At 36.1% G+C, this 16,070-nt stretch carries 13 protein-coding genes and 1 pseudogene; 9 read left to right on the top strand and 5 right to left on the bottom strand.

Annotation, left to right across the window (positions count from 1 at the left end; translation table 11 throughout):
• Positions 1 to 85: 85 nt before the first annotated feature.
• Positions 86 to 1,864 (top strand): annotated as a pseudogene (gene secD / locus A3Q33_RS14130) (protein translocase subunit SecD); the annotation flags it as partial.
• Between the two features lie 143 nt (positions 1,865 to 2,007).
• Positions 2,008 to 2,928 (top strand): protein translocase subunit SecF, encoded by a 921-nt coding sequence (gene secF, locus A3Q33_RS14125; protein ID WP_081180498.1) that lies wholly within the window; start codon positions 2,008 to 2,010, stop codon positions 2,926 to 2,928.
• Between the two features lie 146 nt (positions 2,929 to 3,074).
• Here secF and A3Q33_RS14120 read toward each other — a convergent pair whose 3' ends face one another.
• From A3Q33_RS14120 to rhlP, 3 genes are read right to left on the bottom strand one after another with little or no spacing between them, the layout of a single operon-like run.
• The gene (locus A3Q33_RS14120) at positions 3,075 to 3,737 is read right to left on the bottom strand and encodes a YoaK family protein (RefSeq protein WP_081180497.1); all 663 of its coding nucleotides are present in this window, start codon (positions 3,735 to 3,737) and stop codon (positions 3,075 to 3,077) included.
• 31 nt (positions 3,738 to 3,768) lie between these two features.
• A complete protein-coding gene (locus tag A3Q33_RS14115; RefSeq protein WP_081180496.1) occupies positions 3,769 to 3,963 on the bottom strand; it encodes a hypothetical protein in 195 nt (64 codons plus the stop codon).
• Positions 3,960 to 4,835, bottom strand: coding sequence for a rhombotarget lipoprotein (rhlP, locus tag A3Q33_RS14110; protein ID WP_081180495.1), 876 nt, complete (start codon positions 4,833 to 4,835; stop codon positions 3,960 to 3,962). The genes A3Q33_RS14115 and rhlP overlap by 4 nt, the downstream gene beginning before the upstream one ends.
• Before the next feature lie 358 nt (positions 4,836 to 5,193).
• On the opposite strand from rhlP, the gene A3Q33_RS14105 reads away from it, so the two are divergent.
• From A3Q33_RS14105 to A3Q33_RS14085, 5 genes are all read left to right on the top strand, one after another.
• Complete coding sequence (locus A3Q33_RS14105; protein ID WP_081180494.1) at positions 5,194 to 5,829, top strand: LysE family translocator; 636 nt, start codon at positions 5,194 to 5,196, stop codon at positions 5,827 to 5,829.
• Between the two features lie 9 nt (positions 5,830 to 5,838).
• Complete coding sequence (locus A3Q33_RS14100) at positions 5,839 to 6,156, top strand: Mpo1-like protein (RefSeq protein WP_081180493.1); 318 nt, start codon at positions 5,839 to 5,841, stop codon at positions 6,154 to 6,156.
• A gap of 17 nt (positions 6,157 to 6,173) precedes the next feature.
• On the top strand, positions 6,174 to 6,734 hold the full coding sequence (locus tag A3Q33_RS14095; protein ID WP_081180492.1) for a DUF1697 domain-containing protein: 561 nt from the start codon (positions 6,174 to 6,176) through the stop codon (positions 6,732 to 6,734).
• A gap of 314 nt (positions 6,735 to 7,048) precedes the next feature.
• Positions 7,049 to 7,327: a hypothetical protein gene (locus tag A3Q33_RS14090; RefSeq protein WP_081180491.1), complete on the top strand. Its 279-nt coding sequence runs from the start codon at positions 7,049 to 7,051 to the stop codon at positions 7,325 to 7,327.
• Positions 7,328 to 7,507: 180 nt separating this feature from the next.
• Positions 7,508 to 7,714, top strand: a complete 207-nt coding sequence (locus A3Q33_RS14085; RefSeq protein WP_081180490.1) for a helix-turn-helix transcriptional regulator — start codon at positions 7,508 to 7,510, stop codon at positions 7,712 to 7,714.
• A gap of 74 nt (positions 7,715 to 7,788) precedes the next feature.
• Here A3Q33_RS14085 and A3Q33_RS14080 read toward each other — a convergent pair whose 3' ends face one another.
• Both A3Q33_RS14080 and A3Q33_RS14075 read right to left on the bottom strand, forming a co-directional pair.
• The gene (locus A3Q33_RS14080) at positions 7,789 to 10,644 is read right to left on the bottom strand and encodes a response regulator (RefSeq protein WP_081180489.1); all 2,856 of its coding nucleotides are present in this window, start codon (positions 10,642 to 10,644) and stop codon (positions 7,789 to 7,791) included.
• Between the two features lie 324 nt (positions 10,645 to 10,968).
• On the bottom strand, positions 10,969 to 13,680 hold the full coding sequence (locus tag A3Q33_RS14075; protein WP_196797963.1) for a response regulator: 2,712 nt from the start codon (positions 13,678 to 13,680) through the stop codon (positions 10,969 to 10,971).
• Between the two features lie 452 nt (positions 13,681 to 14,132).
• Here A3Q33_RS14075 and A3Q33_RS14070 point away from each other — a divergent pair, with 452 nt between their 5' ends.
• Both A3Q33_RS14070 and A3Q33_RS20995 read left to right on the top strand, forming a co-directional pair.
• The gene (locus A3Q33_RS14070; protein ID WP_081180487.1) at positions 14,133 to 14,924 is read left to right on the top strand and encodes an ion transporter; all 792 of its coding nucleotides are present in this window, start codon (positions 14,133 to 14,135) and stop codon (positions 14,922 to 14,924) included.
• A gap of 450 nt (positions 14,925 to 15,374) precedes the next feature.
• The gene (locus A3Q33_RS20995) at positions 15,375 to 15,899 is read left to right on the top strand and encodes a type II secretion system protein (protein WP_081180486.1); all 525 of its coding nucleotides are present in this window, start codon (positions 15,375 to 15,377) and stop codon (positions 15,897 to 15,899) included.
• Positions 15,900 to 16,070: the final 171 nt, after the last annotated feature.

The raw sequence follows: 16,070 nt of genomic DNA, 5'->3' as shown, positions 1-16,070 counted from the left end.
GATGCAAAGCCATCGGTCACTTATTGAATCCATTAAGCTGTTTAAGCTCAGTGCTTCAAAATAGTGTAAATGTAGAGATTTCAAGATGAACACACGCAACAAATCCACCAGAAAATATATTAGCTGGCAAAATGCAGTCATTCTTATCACCCTGATATTTATGATTATTAATGCCCTAACAAATTTATATCCTGAGAAAGCAAGTATTCAGCTAACTAACAATAGCAGTCAGCTTGAACAAACATCACCGCAAAAACTAAACACGTTATTACTGAGTAATCAGCTAGAGGCTGAAAAAATAACAACTAACGCAAGCGGCATTACCATTACTTTAGCCAATAAGGCTGATGAGCAAGGTGCTAAAAATTTATTAAAAGCGGAGTTAGGTGATCATTACGCGGTTGTCAGCGCAGTAGAAAGTAATGCACCAGCATGGTTTAAGTCAATGAATATGGAACCCATAAAGCTAGGCTTAGACTTGAGTGGTGGCGTTCTGTTTGTATTAGATGTAGACACCGAAAGAGCCTTATTTGAACACCTTAAAGGTATCGCGATCGACATTAAAACGCTCAGTGTAGAAAACCGTATTCGCGGTATAACGTTAACTCAGCCGACAAACAATTCTATAGATATTAACTTTCCGTCATCTATGCAAAGCAAAGTTGAGAAGCTACTTAGCTCTGTTACTCAAAGCGCGCCAGAACTTAGCATTAATAAAGTTAGCAATACTAAACTAACACTACTCTATCCGCCGCAAGCGCAGGTTAAATTTAGACAAGAGACCATGAAACAAACCTTGAAAACCATGCGCGGTCGCATTGAAGAGTTAGGCATTACTGAAGCGATAACTCAACAGCAAGGCAAAAATAGAATACGTATTGAGCTACCTGGTGTGCACAACCCAGAAGAAGCAAAGCGTATTATTGGTGCTACCGCGACATTAGACTTTTACCAACTAGCTGATGATGCAAATACAGCCGGTATTATGCACATGGCTGATAGCAGCGGCCGTAAGTTAAGCTTGAATAGCAAAGCGGTTTTTTCTGGTAGTAGCATTAAAAATGCTCGTGCAGGTCAAGATGAAATGGGCATGCCATTGGTAAACTTAACCTTAGACAGTATCGGCGGCAAAAAAATGTCGACTTTCTCGAAAGATAATATTGGTAAACCTATGGTGACAGTGTTTTCTGAATTTCACCGCAATAGCGACAATGAAATCGTTAAGAAAAGTAAAATTATCAATGTCGCTAATATTTCTCAACACTTAGGCGCTCAATTTAGTATCACCCATATGTCGAGCCCACAAGCGGCGCAAGAGTTGTCATTGTTGTTACGCGCAGGTTCATTAAATGCGCCGGTAACTATAGTCATGCAGCGTAATATTGAAGCAACACTTGGCGCTGACAATATAGATAATGGTATTAAAGCGCTGAGTATCGGTATTGCCTTTACGCTTTTATTTATGGCTATTTGGTACCGAACTTTAGGTGTTATTGCCAATATTGCTTTAGCGCTAAATTTAGTGAGCTTACTTGGTCTAATGTCCTTATTACCAGGCGCTGTATTAACGCTACCTGGGATTGCAGGGTTGGTCCTTACTGTTGGCATGGCGGTTGATGCAAACGTACTTATTTTTGAAAGAATTAAAGAGGAATTAAGACGAGGTCGTCAGGCGTTGTCCGCCATTGAAACAGGTTACAAAAGTGCCTTTTCGACCATTTTAGACGCTAACATTACCACCATGATCACCGGAATTATTTTATACACCATAGGTTATGGCCCAGTAAAAGGCTTTGCGATTATTTTGTGCCTTGGCATTCTCACCAGTATGTTCACTGGCGTATTTGTCGCAAAAGCATTAACCAACATGGTTATTCGAGATAATAAAAGTCAACTGATGGGGCTTAAATTGAAAGATAATACACGGGAAAAGTCAGCGACTAAGCCTAAAGCAAAATCAGCCAGTCAATCTACAGCGAACAAAGCAATAAAATTAGGAGTTGAATCATGAAAAACACAACCATAAAACCAACATCACCTATCAGCAAGTTTCGTTTTGCTAGTCTATATTTCGCAGTGGCACTGATCGTTATTTCATTAGCCGGCTTATTTACTCATGGCCTTAATCTTGGGTTAGATTTTACTGGCGGCTACTTAACTGAGTTTTCTACAGAGCAATCAGTCGAACAAAAAAACATGCAGGCATTGCTGAGTGACTACTTACCTGAAGGCTTTCAATTATCGTCAGCTGACAATGGTACACATTGGATCGTTCGACAAATTGATACCAACGCTGACCAACAAACTAGCACTTGGTTAACTGAGTTATCCCAGCAAAGCGGCTTATCCATAACCCCACAAGATGCTATGTATATTGGCAGCCAAGTGGGTGACGAACTTATCGACCAAGGCGGATTAGCGTTATTAACTGCAGTAATTGTGATACTAGTTTACTTGTCGCTAAGATTTGAATGGCGATTAGCAGCGGGTTCGGTGGTCGCCCTAGTACACGACGTGGTGATCGTGCTGGGCATATTTGCTTGGTTTAATATCGCCTTTGATTTAACTATTTTAGCCAGCTTATTAGCTATTATAGGTTATTCACTTAATGACTCGATAATTGTCGGTGATAAAATCAGAGATATTATGATGCGCAATAAAGATGGCGATATTGACTCCATTATCAACCAAGCGATTAGATCGACTTTAGTGCGAACATTAATCACCTCAGGCACAACGCTAGCAACGGTTCTGGCAATAGGTTTATTTGCCGGCGAATCGTTGCAAGGTTTCGCTATCGCTTTATTTTTTGGTATTTTGGTGGGTACTTATTCATCGATTGCCATATCAGCCACCATTCCACAACTATTAGGTTTGAGCCCTGATCATTACCATAAAAAAGCGCAGGAGATTTGTACTCTCCCTTAATGGCGGATTAAAAGGTTCAAGCCAAGCGTGTTAATTGCTCATCTAGCGAGAAACAACCTGCTTGGTTGAACCTATTTCATGTGTAAATTATAATTTTTTAAGTTGAAAAGACAGCAGCAGCAACCTATTTCATAAGCTTTAAAGCGCTAGCGGCTGACTCGACCATTGTAAATCGAATAAGATAAGGCTAATAAAATACAAACGCCTGCTGGAAAAAGTAGCGCGTAAAATTTATAAATACTAAATAAAAAAGCACCTAAAATTCCACCCGTTACAAAGCCAGTTATGATCAGGAAAAATAAAAGTCCCTTTCTATTATCAAACACCTCGCCTCTTAATTTTGCACCTAGCATAATGCCTAAATCAGTAAATATACCCGTTATATGGGTTGTTCTGATCACCGCTCCACTATATGTTGTTGCAAGCGCATTTTGTAATCCACACGCGGCTGATGCTAAATAATGCCCATATAAAGAATCGTTTGTTAAGAAGTAAATAGCGCCAAAAAGAAATATGGCCTCAAGATAAAGTAGGCTACTGTAGTTGCGGCCTAATTTTAGTGCCCCACCGCGTATAAAGTAGCCTGAAATGGCAGCACCGATTAAGAAACTACATAAAATAAGAAACAGATGAAAAGCATCAACAAATGTTGAGTTTGCTATACCCGTACCAAGCTGAGTGGCAGTACCAGATAAATGTGAAATAGATTGATGTTTGAAGCCCAATAATCCAACAGCATTAACAAGCCCTGCGACTAAAGCAAGAACAAACGCGCCATATTCCACCCAACGGGGTAACTTTGAAATCACGATATACCTCTGGCGGCTTCATCAAAAAAAGTTAGCTGAATAAGCTAGCTAGCCAATCAAACGTTAAAACGGTGGTGAATATTTTTAAGCCAATCAAACCAACAAATAAGAGGATTAGCAAAGCTTTAGTTTTCTTGCTTTTAATATTTTTCCAATCCAACCACTTGGCTTCAATTTCCTGCTTAAGTTCATTCTCCTGCTTAAATTCATTCTTTGCTGCTTTCATTTTAATACATCTCTTTGTAAAGAATTACTTCGGCATGTTTTACTAAATTTTCTGTAGCCGTACTTTCTGGTTAGCATCAATACCATAAGAATCAACAAATAATGACTAGCTGCGCCGCCACTGTAACCTTTTCGATGTTCAACTTTTGCAATTTTCTCTTCTTTAACTCGAGTTTTAAATTGCGCAAGCTCTGCATCTAAGTTAATGGTCATATCTGACACGGCCAAAGCAAAACCTTCAAGTGACTTTTCCATTAAGGTGTCGTCAACGCCTATCGCGGTGGTTCTTTTTTCAAGTTTATTTAAACCTGGTGCTCTAAAAAGCATTTTTTTACTTTTAATATCAAAAACAGCTGTATCGACAAAGGTTTGAATGGAGTTTTCATTTCCAGGAATAATATACATACCCACGATTGTCCAATAAAGTAAGGCGGCGTTGTTTTCAAGTGATTGAGTTACTTGGTCGTAAGAAACCAAAGCCATTACATCAACGTCATAAAGCCTTCCTACCTGCTCTAAGGTTGTGAAACCTTCGCCGCCGTTTAGGTATGTGCTTGGTATTATTTCAATACGATCAATGTAATCATATTTAAGAAACGATTTTTTTACTTTATTGAGTAAATCGACCTGATCTTTACCGTGAATACCATCTCTTTGCCAATTTTTAGAGGGTACAAAAGCCAGACCAACTTTAACGGGTAATTTTAATAGCGGAATTTCTGCTTTATGTTCAGCGCGGCTTTCTTGATTTGGGTACAGAAAATCAATCAAGCTACTTGATTGTGTTTTTTTCCCTGTATTATTACTTACAAGCGAACTGCATGACGCTACGAATAATAAGCCTAGCATTATGATCAACATTTTAGATTTCATCGATATTCCTTTTAAACGTAATTGATTTTGAACGTAATTGATAATGTTAAATAATAACTGTTTCTTGTTATTGATTAATCGTAACACGACTCAGTAACATTAATTAAAAAGCTAAGTAGAAACAACGCTTTGATTTATTTAAAGAGCTAGAAGAAGAACCCCTAATTAATGAAATTTGTATAACTATAATGCTATATCTTAGTTAATCATTATATCTATCAGCTATTATTGTGACAGGTATATTTGCAGCTAAAATTTAGCAGTGTTAATTTAGAGCTGAACTTTCAAAGTAATGACTACATTCTTGTTATTATTTACTTTTAAGCCTTTTTTTAGCGTATATATGTCGAGGTTACTCATGGATTTAATGCAAGGCTTACTTTTAATCACCTCAATTCACTTGTTGGCGGCGGCATCGCCTGGGCCTGACTTCGTTTTGGTATCTCAGCAAACCTTATCTAATGGTAAACAAGCCGGGTTTATGGTCAGTATTGGGATAGCTTTGGGCTTGTCGGTACATATTATTTATTCTGCCTTGGGCTTAGCCGCCGTTATTGCCAATTCAGCAACAGCGTTATGGACAATAAAAATTATTGGCGGCTGTTATCTTATTTATTTAGGACTTCAAGGCTTAAGGGCAAAAGCTGTCAGCGAGGTTAATAATGTCATCGAACAAAAAGCGCTGAAAAAACATTCAAACTTAGCCGCTATTGCAAAAGGTTTTTTATGTAATGCTTTAAACCCAAAAGCGCCAATTTACTTTGTTGCTTTGTTTACCGTAGTTTTGTCACCAAATTTACCGACATTACATTTGGTTATTTACGGTGTATGGATGATGATATTACAGCTGCTTTGGTTTTCTACCGTCGTAGCTTTACTCTCTCGACCCAGTGTTAATGCGAAATTTCAACGTTTAGGTCATTGGATCGATCGTGTACTGGGTGGCGCTATGATTTTAATCGGTTTGAAAGTGCTGACCAGCAAAATAAACTAGGGAATAATTATGACAAATGAAAAAGTTAAACAATATATTGATTTTAAGTCTTTTTACCCTTTTTATTTGAGTCAACATCGAAATATTATCTGCCGAAGACTACATTTTATTGGCTCTAGTTTGATCGTAATAACACTCGGCTATGTTTTGATAAACTCGGCCTGGATATTACTATGGACATTGCCATTGTTCGGTTATGGTTTTGCTTGGCTTGGTCACTTTTTCTTTGAGAAAAATAAGCCCGCTACTTTTACCTATCCTTGGTATAGTTTCTTAGGCGACTGGGTTATGTATAAAGACATGTTAATGGGTAGATTGAAGTTCTAACTCAAGAGAGTATTCAAATGAGCACTTATATTTCATTACTGCGCGGAATAAATGTTGCCGGCCAGAAGATAATAAAAATGGCTGACTTAAGAGCATTGTATGAACAATTATCGTTTAAAAATGTTCAAAGCTATATTCAAAGTGGCAATGTAGTTTTTAATCACAATCAAGTTGGAGTAAGTGATTGCTCACAACTAGCCAAGCAGATACACCAGAAAATTTTGTCGCATTATCAATTTGAGGTGCCGGTATTTGTCTTAACACCTACTGATTTAATAAACGCCCGCGAAAACTTACCTTTTAAGCATATTAATATTTCCGAAGACAGTAGTAAGGTGTTGTTCTGCTTTCTGTCTGATGTTCCAAATAGCCCAATAGGGTTATTATCGCCATATCTTAAAGACAATGAACATTTACATATTATTGGTAAGGTGCTTTATTTACATTGCGAAGATGGTTATGGCCGCTCTAAATTAACGCATAGTAATATTGAAAAAAAATTAAAGGTAAATGCCACGTCCCGTAACTTAAAAACCGTAGATAAGCTTATTACCCTCGCTAATGACAACATCTGCTAAAACATAAAATTGCGTTGAAAAGCATAGAGAAAACACAATAAACATCAATAAATATTTACGTAATAAAACAACCAACACCTTAAAAATATCAATTTACAGTGGTACCCCTGCCTTAGGCTATAGTGCTATTTTTATCTCAAAATTAGATTAAAAAAGTCAAACTTACCTGACACTATGTTAAAAATATTTGACTTCAAAAGCACTAGCAACTAAAGTCAAACTATTGATACATCATGTCAAATATTTCATACACTGATTAATAGGCTTTCTACATATATGCCCATTAATATCCAATGTATATCAGGAAGAACACTATGTCATACAAAGAGCGCAGTATTTGGGTTTCATTAGCCATTACGATATATATTTGGTTTAACTATTTTTCAACGCTTTATTGGGCCGCGCAACAAGACACTTTAACAACGAGTGTTATGCAATCAGCCCTGCTAACGGTAGTCATAATGACTATTGTTTTAGAAATTTTTCATCACATTGTTATCGCTATAATTGATAATAAAAATGCTAACTATGATGAAGACGAGCGAGATAAAAAATTACACTCCTTGGAACTCAACATGCCTACTACATTTTAAGCTTTACTACGATTGCCGCAGTGCTGCATTTACTCTTCCCTTTCATCAGCCAAAGACTAGAATCTTTGCTAAATCTACCGAATGAATATGTCATTATCAATATTATTATTTTTGGTGCTCTTGTTGCTGAAATTGTAAAGTTTGCAACGCAAGTGTTTTATTATCGAAGGGGCTTTTAAGATGACGAAAAAAATTAGCAATAATATTCGTCGTTTGCGGTTTGATAATGAAGAAATGACACAGCAAATGTTGGCTGACGCGGTTGGTGTCTCACGACAAACCATCGTGGCGATTGAGAAAGACAAATACTCTCCCTCTTTAGAAGTGGCATTTAAAATTTCTGTATATTTCAATGTACCTTTAGATGCTGTGTTTCAATACCTATAACTTAATTAGTTACTTAATTAAAAAATTTAGTTAATCGTCAAGTTAAGAGTCTAGTAATAATACCGTACTTGTTATTACCAGAGTACATGGTCTATCTCATTCAATAGTTTTTGTGTGTACTCATCTATACGGGCACTATTACTATTTTTAATCGCCGTTTCTAGTCCGATGGCATAGGTAGATAAATCAGCAAAACCAAACATTTGTGCTGCTCCAGCAATGCGGTGCGATAGTCTAGCAAGCTCATCAAAATTTTTGTTATTGATGTGCAGCACTAAATCTTGTTGCTCTAACACCAAGTTAGATTTAAATTCTTGCACTAAATCTGACATATCAACATCATTAAAACTTTCATTGGCCTTTTCTTGAGAAATACTGCCGTCATAATGTTGCGCAACCGTTGCAATAAAAACATTTCGCTCAATAGGTTTAGATAAATGACCGTTAAAGCCCAATGATAAGTAATGGGCTATTTCATGCGACATTGCGTTTGCGGTTAACGCCACAATCGGTAAGTTGTAACCTTTTTGCCGCAAAATTTTAAACGCTTCAATACCATCCATTTCTGGCATTTGTATATCCATTAAAATTAATGTTGGCTGGTGTTGTTCACATATAGCTATAGCTTCAACACCATTGCGTGCTGTCAGCACCTCTAAGCCTAATGAAGCTAATAACCTAGCAATAAGCCGCCGGTTATCATTATGGTCTTCAGCAAGTAAAATAGTGCCCTTTAATTGCTGCTGCTCTTGGTCAATACCAGGTTCAATAGCTGATACCCTACTTTCACTACATTGCTCAGGATCTCTAAATTTGCACGGAAAACTAAAAGCAAAGACACTTCCTTGATTGAGCTCACTTTCTACTTCAATTTTGCCGCCCATAATTTTTGCTAACTGATCAGATAAACACAACCCTAAGCCAGTTCCACCAAAGCGTCGGCTAATACTGCTATCACCTTGAGTGAAGCTTTCAAATAAGTTTTGCAATTGTGAACTACTCATACCGATGCCACTATCGGTAATTTTAAACATCAAAGTACTCTCATTTTGACTAATCTTTAACTCTACATGCCCTTTAGCCGTAAATTTAATCGCATTGGAACATAAATTAATAAGGATTTGTTTAACTCTGAAGCTGTCAATTTCAATCAAAAATGGAGTGGGTAAACTATGAACTATTTCAAATGTTAAGCGTTTTGATTTTGCTTGCAAACTAAAAATATTGGCAAGTTCTTGCAAAATTTCGTGCAAGTCTATTGTTTGTACTTCAAGCTCAATCTTATTTGCTTCTATTTTACTTAAGTCGAGAATATTATTGGTAAGTTCTAATAAATGCAGACTATTACCGTGAATTATTTCAACTTCTTTATTAATATATTCATCTTCCACATCACCATTTATTATCGCCTCTGCCTGACCAATAACCGTGGTTAAGGGGGTTCTAATTTCGTGGCTCATATTCGCTAAAAATTGGCTTTTTATGTTGTTCGCTTTTTGTAACTCTTGCATTAAATATTCGAGTTCATTGGTTCTTTGTTTTACTTTTGACTCAAGTTCCTGCTTGGAACGTCGCTCAATATCTCGTCGTGCAATTAAAAAGCCGATAAGCAAGATAGCAATAACTACAATGGTAATAGTAATACGCTCTTGTGAAGCGCTTTCCACTTCTAGCTCCTGTAAAATTTTTTGTTGCTTTAACTGTACTACCTGTTGCTTCAATTGCTCAGAATCGAATAACGCTAACTTCGAATTAAGTTCACTATTGGCTAGTTCAAATTGCGCTTTCAAGAAACTATGTTGACTGGTAATTGCTTTAACATTTTGATGTTGTGCCGCATATATAAGTGCTATTAACGATAGGTTGTATTGTATTTGGTCCTTATTTTTTATTTTTTCAGCTATGTCATTTGACTCTTTGACATGACGCAAAGCCAAGTCATATTTCCCTTGATAAAAATAAGCTTTAGCTAAAGCATATGACGCCCCTGAATAAGCATTGTCATGCCCTTGCTCAATAGCTAAGCGAATGCCTTCCTTTGCATAAACGATAGCTTGTTCAGGGTTTTGAAGATCGTTATAAAGTTCGGCAAAGTTATGTAAAACAGAAGCAACATAAAAGTCATCTTTATTATGGCGAGCAGAATCAAGTGCAAGCTTCATATAGTGCTCAGCCTTTTCATAATCCCCCTCATATTTATAAGCAGTGCCGATTTCGCCGTACGCCATTACAATTCCACTATGATCTGAAATCTTTACCCGCCTTTCAAGCACTTCGTGATACATAGCTATGGCGATATCGTATCGCTTAAGCTCTAAATGAAAGCCCGCAATATTAAATTTCACATCAATTTTATCTAATTCACTACCATACTTTTGATATCTCTGCTCTGCTTGTTGATAGCTTAACAATGCCTCTTCAAACTCGCTTGTACCTGCATAAACTAAGGCTATATTATTGTATAAATTGGCTTGGGCAATAGGAGCCTCGAGCGTTAGATAATATTTAAGTGCTTGTTGGTAGGAATATAATGCCAAGTCACCTTTCCCCTTATAGTAGGCATACACACCAACTCTTTTATAGGCGTCTGCTTCACGTCGACTTAACTGAAATTTATTGGCAAGCTGTTGCTCTTTTTGTGCAACGTTAATGGCATTATCAAGTTGTCCCAAATTATGATGAATTCTACTTTGACTGGCTAAAACGGAGAGTTTGTCTAGCGTTGATAAGGTGTTGTCTGTACTTAGAGAGGTGATTAAATTCAAAGCTTGGTTTTGATCTTTCATCGCCTCAATTATCGATAGTTGCTGACTAAAGCTTTTATCTAGTGCTTGATTCGAGTTCTGATTTTGACTTTGTACCGTAAAACTCGTAAAAACGCTAAGTAAACACAATACATAGAACAACAATGCTTTTTTGGGATCCGCCATCTATAACACCTTAAAACACGCCTGCTTTGTACTCTCAAGTCAATTATTACGCTTGCGAATTTAGTTATACTTTATTATTTCAATCGATAAATAACCCTTAGAAGTTAGTTATAGCACTTTACTATTCTACTAACAACGCTAAGCTCCAAAGGGCTTCACACGCTTGATGCAACAATTTGGCCATCAAATGTTATCTCGAGTTTTTACGTGGAGCAGCTTTTGCATTTACTGTATTTAGAAGGATATATAAAATTGCTGAATATTCAACGACCTTTCGCTGACGTTCAGGATTTTGGGTAACCTAGCTTGAATGCGGAGCAGGTATTACCACAATACGTTGTCTATCTCATTCAGCAATTTTGGGGTGTGTTCATTAATACTGTCAATATGATTATTTTTAATCGCTGTTTCTAGACCAATGGCATAAAGGGATAAATCAGCAAAGCCGAACATTTGTGCTGCTCCAGCAATGCGATGCGATAGCTTAGCCAGTTTATCAAAGTCTTTGTTGTTAATATGTAGCACTAAATCTTGCTGCTCTAACACCAAGTTAGATTTAAATTCCTGTACTAAATCTGACATATCCACGTTATTAAAACTTTCATTCGCCATGGCTTGTGAAATACTACCGTCATAATACTTTGCAACGGTTGGGATAAAAGTATTTCGTTCAATGGGTTTCGATAGATGATCATTAAAGCCCAGTGATAAATAATGTTCTATTTCATGCGACATTGCATTAGCGGTTAAGGCAATAATTGGCGTTGTGCATCCTTGTTGTCGCAAAATTTTAAACGCTTCGATACCATCCATTTCAGGCATCTGAATATCCATTAACACTAACGTAGGTTGGTGTTGTTTGAATAAGGCGAGTGTTTCATAACCATTACGAGCGGTGATAACATCTAAACCCAACGAAGCTAATAACCGAGCAATAAGTCGTCGGTTGTCGTTATGATCATCAGCAAGTAAAATTGTGCCCTGTAATTGCTGATGCTCTTCGTTATTATTTAGGTCAGTAGCCAATACTTTACTTTCACTACACAGCTCATTAAAGCTTGCTTTACAAGGTAAACTAAAAACAAAAACACTACCTTGGTTTAGCTCACTTTCAACTTCAATTTCCCCGCCCATAATCTTAGCTAATTGGTCTGACAAACATAACCCTAAGCCTGTACCACCAAAACGTCGGTTAATACTGCTATCTCCTTGGGTAAAGCTTTCAAATAAGTTTTGTAGTTGCGAGCTACTCATACCGATTCCGCTGTCGGTAATTTTAAATATCAGATTATTATCTTTTTGGCTAATATTTAATTCTACGTGCCCTTTAGGCGTAAATTTAATCGCATTAGCACAAAGGTTGATCAGAATTTGTTTTACGCGAAAACCATCAATCTCAATTAAAAACGGATTTGGTAAATAATGAATAATTTCAAATGTTAAGCCTTTAGATCTAGCTTGTAAACTGAACATATTAGCGAGTTCTTGCAAGATGTCGTGCAAATTTTGCTGTTGTATATCAAGCTCAATTTTATTTGCTTCAATTTTACTTAAATCGAGAATATTATTGGTAAGTTCTAATAAATGTAAACTATTACCGAGAATGATTTTAACTTCTTTAGCGATAAACTCTTCTTCAACATCGCCACTAATTATTGCTTCTGCTTGACCAATAACCGTAGTTAATGGTGTTCGAATTTCGTGACTCATATTCGCTAAAAATTGACTTTTTATCTTGTTAGCATTTTGTAGTTCTTGCATTAGATATTCAAGTTCGGTAGTTCTTTGCTTAACTTTCTTCTCAAGGGCATTCTTTGAGCGACGCTCTATTTCTCGGCGGGCAATTAAAAAACTAATAAGCAATGCAGCAACGATTATAATAATAATAATAATGCGCGTTTGTGATGAACGTTCTATTTCAAGCTCTTGTAAACGTTGATGTTGCTTTAACCGTTCAACTTGTTGTTTTAATTGCGCTGAATCAAAAAAGGCTAACTCTGAATTAAGTTCATTATTAGCTAGTTCACGTTGAGCTTGCAAAAAATCATCCTGGCTAGCTACGGCCTTAAATGTTTGATGTTGTGCTGCATATAAAAGTGCTTCTAAAGAAACGTTAAATTTAAGTTGCTCCTTATATTGCATTTTTTCAGCTACTTCACTCGATTGTTCGATATAACGCATAGCCTGTTCATATTTGCCTTCATGAAAGTATACCTTAGCTAAGCTATATAATGCGCCAGCATATGCATTGTCGTGTCCCCGAGCAAGACTCAATTTTATAGACTGTTTCGCATATATTTTTGCTTGGTCGATATTTTGCATGATGATATTAAGCTCGGCCAAGTTATGTAAAGTAGAAGCCGCATTATAATCATCTTCATTTTGATGATGTAAGTTAAGTGCTAAAATCATATAATCCTGAGCTTTTTCATAATCCCCAGCATATTTAAAAGAAGAACCTAAATCACTATATGCCTTGGCTAGGCCTATTTGATCTGAAATATTTTTAAGCTTCTCTATTATGTCGAGGAACATAGGAATTGATGTGTCATAACGTTTTAGCCGTAAGTGCATAACCGCAAGGTTATTTTGCACGTCTATTTTATCTTTAGGACTACCAAACTCTTGATATATAGGTTGAATTTTTTGATATATTTCTAGCTCACGCTTGTGATCAGCTGTTTGGCTATAAACTAAAGCAATATTATTATATAAGTTTGCTTGGGCTATGGGTTCATCAATAGTTAGGTAATAGTTAAGCGCTTGCTGATATGAGCTTAGGGCCAAACTGTTCTTACCTTTATAATAAGCAAAAATCCCCATTCTTTTAAAAGCATCAGCTTCCAATTGTTTTAAGTCAAATTCATTAGCCAGCTGCTGCTCTTTTTGTGTAACTTCAATCGCATTATCCAGTTGACCTAATTGATGATATATCCTACTTTGGCTAGCTAAAACAGAGAGTTTGTTTAACGTTGATAAGGTTTTGTCTTTACTGAGCGAGGTGATTAAATCTAAGGCTTGGTTTGTATCTTTCATTGATTCAAGGGACGATAGCTTCTGACCAAGGTTTTGCTCTGTATATTGAGATGGATTTTGACTTTGAGCGTTAAAGCTCGTGAAAAAACTCGTCAATATAAGCAATGACGAAAATAAAAACCGCCTGTTAAAGGCAATTACCCATAACAGCTTAAAGCTCGTATTTTTTCTGCTATCAAGTGAATTATTATTTTGAATCATTTAACTATAATCTATTATTTCAATTGATAAAAAAGTACTTGGTTACAGTTATATCATTTTACTATTACACTAACAACGCTAAGGTCCATTGTATTTTATATTCTCTTAACCCAATGAATCTGTAACAAAATGTAGCATTTACTTTTTACACTGCTCGTTATTAAATTTTATAAAAACTTAGCCAAGTAGATCACAAAAAGCTTATAATTCGGCTTCGAAATTACCTTTAAACAATGATTTAAGTTATCTCAATGTACCAAAACACTAAAGCGGCCATCATTAAGCTGAAAAACAACAAGTTTTTCGAATTAAGTGTGATATGTGTCATCATAATTTCTGCTCTTGAAATTGGCGCAAAAACATACACTCTGTCAAATACAGCTATTTCAATCACCACAGTGCTAGATAGCTTCATCACCTTATTCTTCTTATTTGAAATATTACTAAGATTTATCGCTGAGGAAAATAAAAAGCACTTTTTTAAATCTGCTTGGAATGTCTTCGATACCCTGGTGGTTGTTATTAGCCTTATCCCCATTAATGATTCAGAAATGGCGTTACTCGCTAGATTAGTTCGGGTGTTTCGTGTTTTAAGGATGATCTCTGTTGTACCTGAACTTCGAATACTAATTAACTCACTGGTAAAAGCCTTACCTCAATTAGGCTACGTAGTGTTGTTGATGTTCATAATATTTTATATCTACGCCGCTATTGGTAGCTTCCTGTTTAATACCATTAACCCTAAATTATGGGGCGACATTGCCATTTCAATGCTTACCCTGTTTAGAGTCATGACATTCGAAGATTGGACCGACATTCAATATGAGACCATGGAGGTATATCCGTATAGCTGGATTTATTACATGACCTTCATCTTTTTTACCGCGTTCGCATTTTTAAATATGGTTATCGGTATTGTGGTAAATGTGATGGAGGAAGAACACTCAAAAGAAAAAAATAAAAACCAGCCAACGTTAGGCGAATTAAAACAAGAAATAGCAGAGTTAAAATCATTAATTTTAAAACTTGATGAAAAAAAATAATCACTAATTATTTATCAAGTTGACGCATTATAGCCATTGAATTAGCGTTTTAATTTACTGTGCCCAGGAACAATAAATCAAGGTAGCTGTTTATTGTTCCTTTTTAAACAAAAGTAATTACAGACTTGGGTTTCCCTCCTCCTAATAAGCTAAATAAATTCAGACACTTAGCTAATAAACTTAACTCATAACAAAGTAAAAAGCCCAAAAAGAAGGCACTTATTTTTAATAACGCGTTGATCATATTAAGTTACTCAACTATGGCGTTACATAGGTCTGACATTAGCCATCAGCAGTGATAACAAAGTACTTAAAAAAGTAATAATGGTTTATCTTTCATTAATATACCCTTAAGATGTATGCTTTTTTAAGCCACCTAACGTTTATGTAAATACGGTTAACGTTTATGCAAATACCGTTAAAAACAACATTAAATAAAGCGTGTAATAAATGAATAATCGTAGCAGTAAAGGTTTCACTTTAATTGAATTAGTCGTTGTAATCGTGATACTAGGGATCTTATCCGCAACAGTATTACCTAAGTTTATTAGCTTAACAAAAGAAGCTAAAGTTGCCGTGTTAAGTCAATTTAGCGTTAGTTTAAAAGCGGCAAATCGATTGATTTTTGTAAAGTCAAAATTGCCAAGCTATGTCACATTTCCTGTTGCGGGACGAACTGATTTAGTCGATATTGATATGGATCGTAATGGTTCGATTGATCTTAATGGCGTTGACTTAAGATTATTACACTCTTACATCGACAATCATGAAGTCTATAAACAGATCCAAGTGTCTGAGCAATTTAAGCTCTCGGGTGGCAAAATTTTTGAAGAACAAGGCGTTAATTTTGTTTATGTTGGTTATGATTCAAATGAAAATAATCAAGTGAGTGACGATAACTGTTACTTTAGATACACCCAAGCACAATCGGAAACAGTTGGTCCTCAATACAATGTTATTTCTGACGGATGCTAACTTAGCGCACTGCAAACATCCATTTCCTCTAAAATTATATTTTATACATTGTTTTAATTTAACCAAATTCTATAAGTACCCTATTCGAAATAATTTGCATGTGCTTTTAGGTTCTGCTTAGATCTTGTAGAACATAATCTACTGGCGCTGAGACATTACAACAGTCTCTTT

Source organism: Colwellia sp. PAMC 21821 (genome assembly GCF_002077175.1).
Lineage (GTDB): Bacteria > Pseudomonadota > Gammaproteobacteria > Enterobacterales > Alteromonadaceae > Cognaticolwellia.
Note: the sequence above shows the minus strand (reverse complement) of the source record. Positions and strands in the feature narration are given on the sequence as shown.

What these genes read in the sequence shown, in the direction of transcription:
- A3Q33_RS20995 (WP_081180486.1), top strand. Translation starts at nt 15,375, where the DNA reads ATGAATAATCGTAGCAGTAAAGGTTTCACTTTAATTGAATTAGTCGTT.
- A3Q33_RS14090 (WP_081180491.1), top strand. Translation starts at nt 7,049, where the DNA reads ATGTCATACAAAGAGCGCAGTATTTGGGTTTCATTAGCCATTACGATA.
- rhlP (WP_081180495.1), bottom strand. Translation starts at nt 4,835, where the DNA reads ATGAAATCTAAAATGTTGATCATAATGCTAGGCTTATTATTCGTAGCG.
- A3Q33_RS14115 (WP_081180496.1), bottom strand. Translation starts at nt 3,963, where the DNA reads ATGAAAGCAGCAAAGAATGAATTTAAGCAGGAGAATGAACTTAAGCAG.
- A3Q33_RS14095 (WP_081180492.1), top strand. Translation starts at nt 6,174, where the DNA reads ATGAGCACTTATATTTCATTACTGCGCGGAATAAATGTTGCCGGCCAG.
- secF (WP_081180498.1), top strand. Translation starts at nt 2,008, where the DNA reads ATGAAAAACACAACCATAAAACCAACATCACCTATCAGCAAGTTTCGT.
- A3Q33_RS14080 (WP_081180489.1), bottom strand. Translation starts at nt 10,644, where the DNA reads ATGGCGGATCCCAAAAAAGCATTGTTGTTCTATGTATTGTGTTTACTT.
- A3Q33_RS14070 (WP_081180487.1), top strand. Translation starts at nt 14,133, where the DNA reads ATGTACCAAAACACTAAAGCGGCCATCATTAAGCTGAAAAACAACAAG.
- A3Q33_RS14100 (WP_081180493.1), top strand. Translation starts at nt 5,839, where the DNA reads ATGACAAATGAAAAAGTTAAACAATATATTGATTTTAAGTCTTTTTAC.
- A3Q33_RS14105 (WP_081180494.1), top strand. Translation starts at nt 5,194, where the DNA reads ATGGATTTAATGCAAGGCTTACTTTTAATCACCTCAATTCACTTGTTG.
- A3Q33_RS14085 (WP_081180490.1), top strand. Translation starts at nt 7,508, where the DNA reads ATGACGAAAAAAATTAGCAATAATATTCGTCGTTTGCGGTTTGATAAT.
- A3Q33_RS14075 (WP_196797963.1), bottom strand. Translation starts at nt 13,680, where the DNA reads ATGAAAGATACAAACCAAGCCTTAGATTTAATCACCTCGCTCAGTAAA.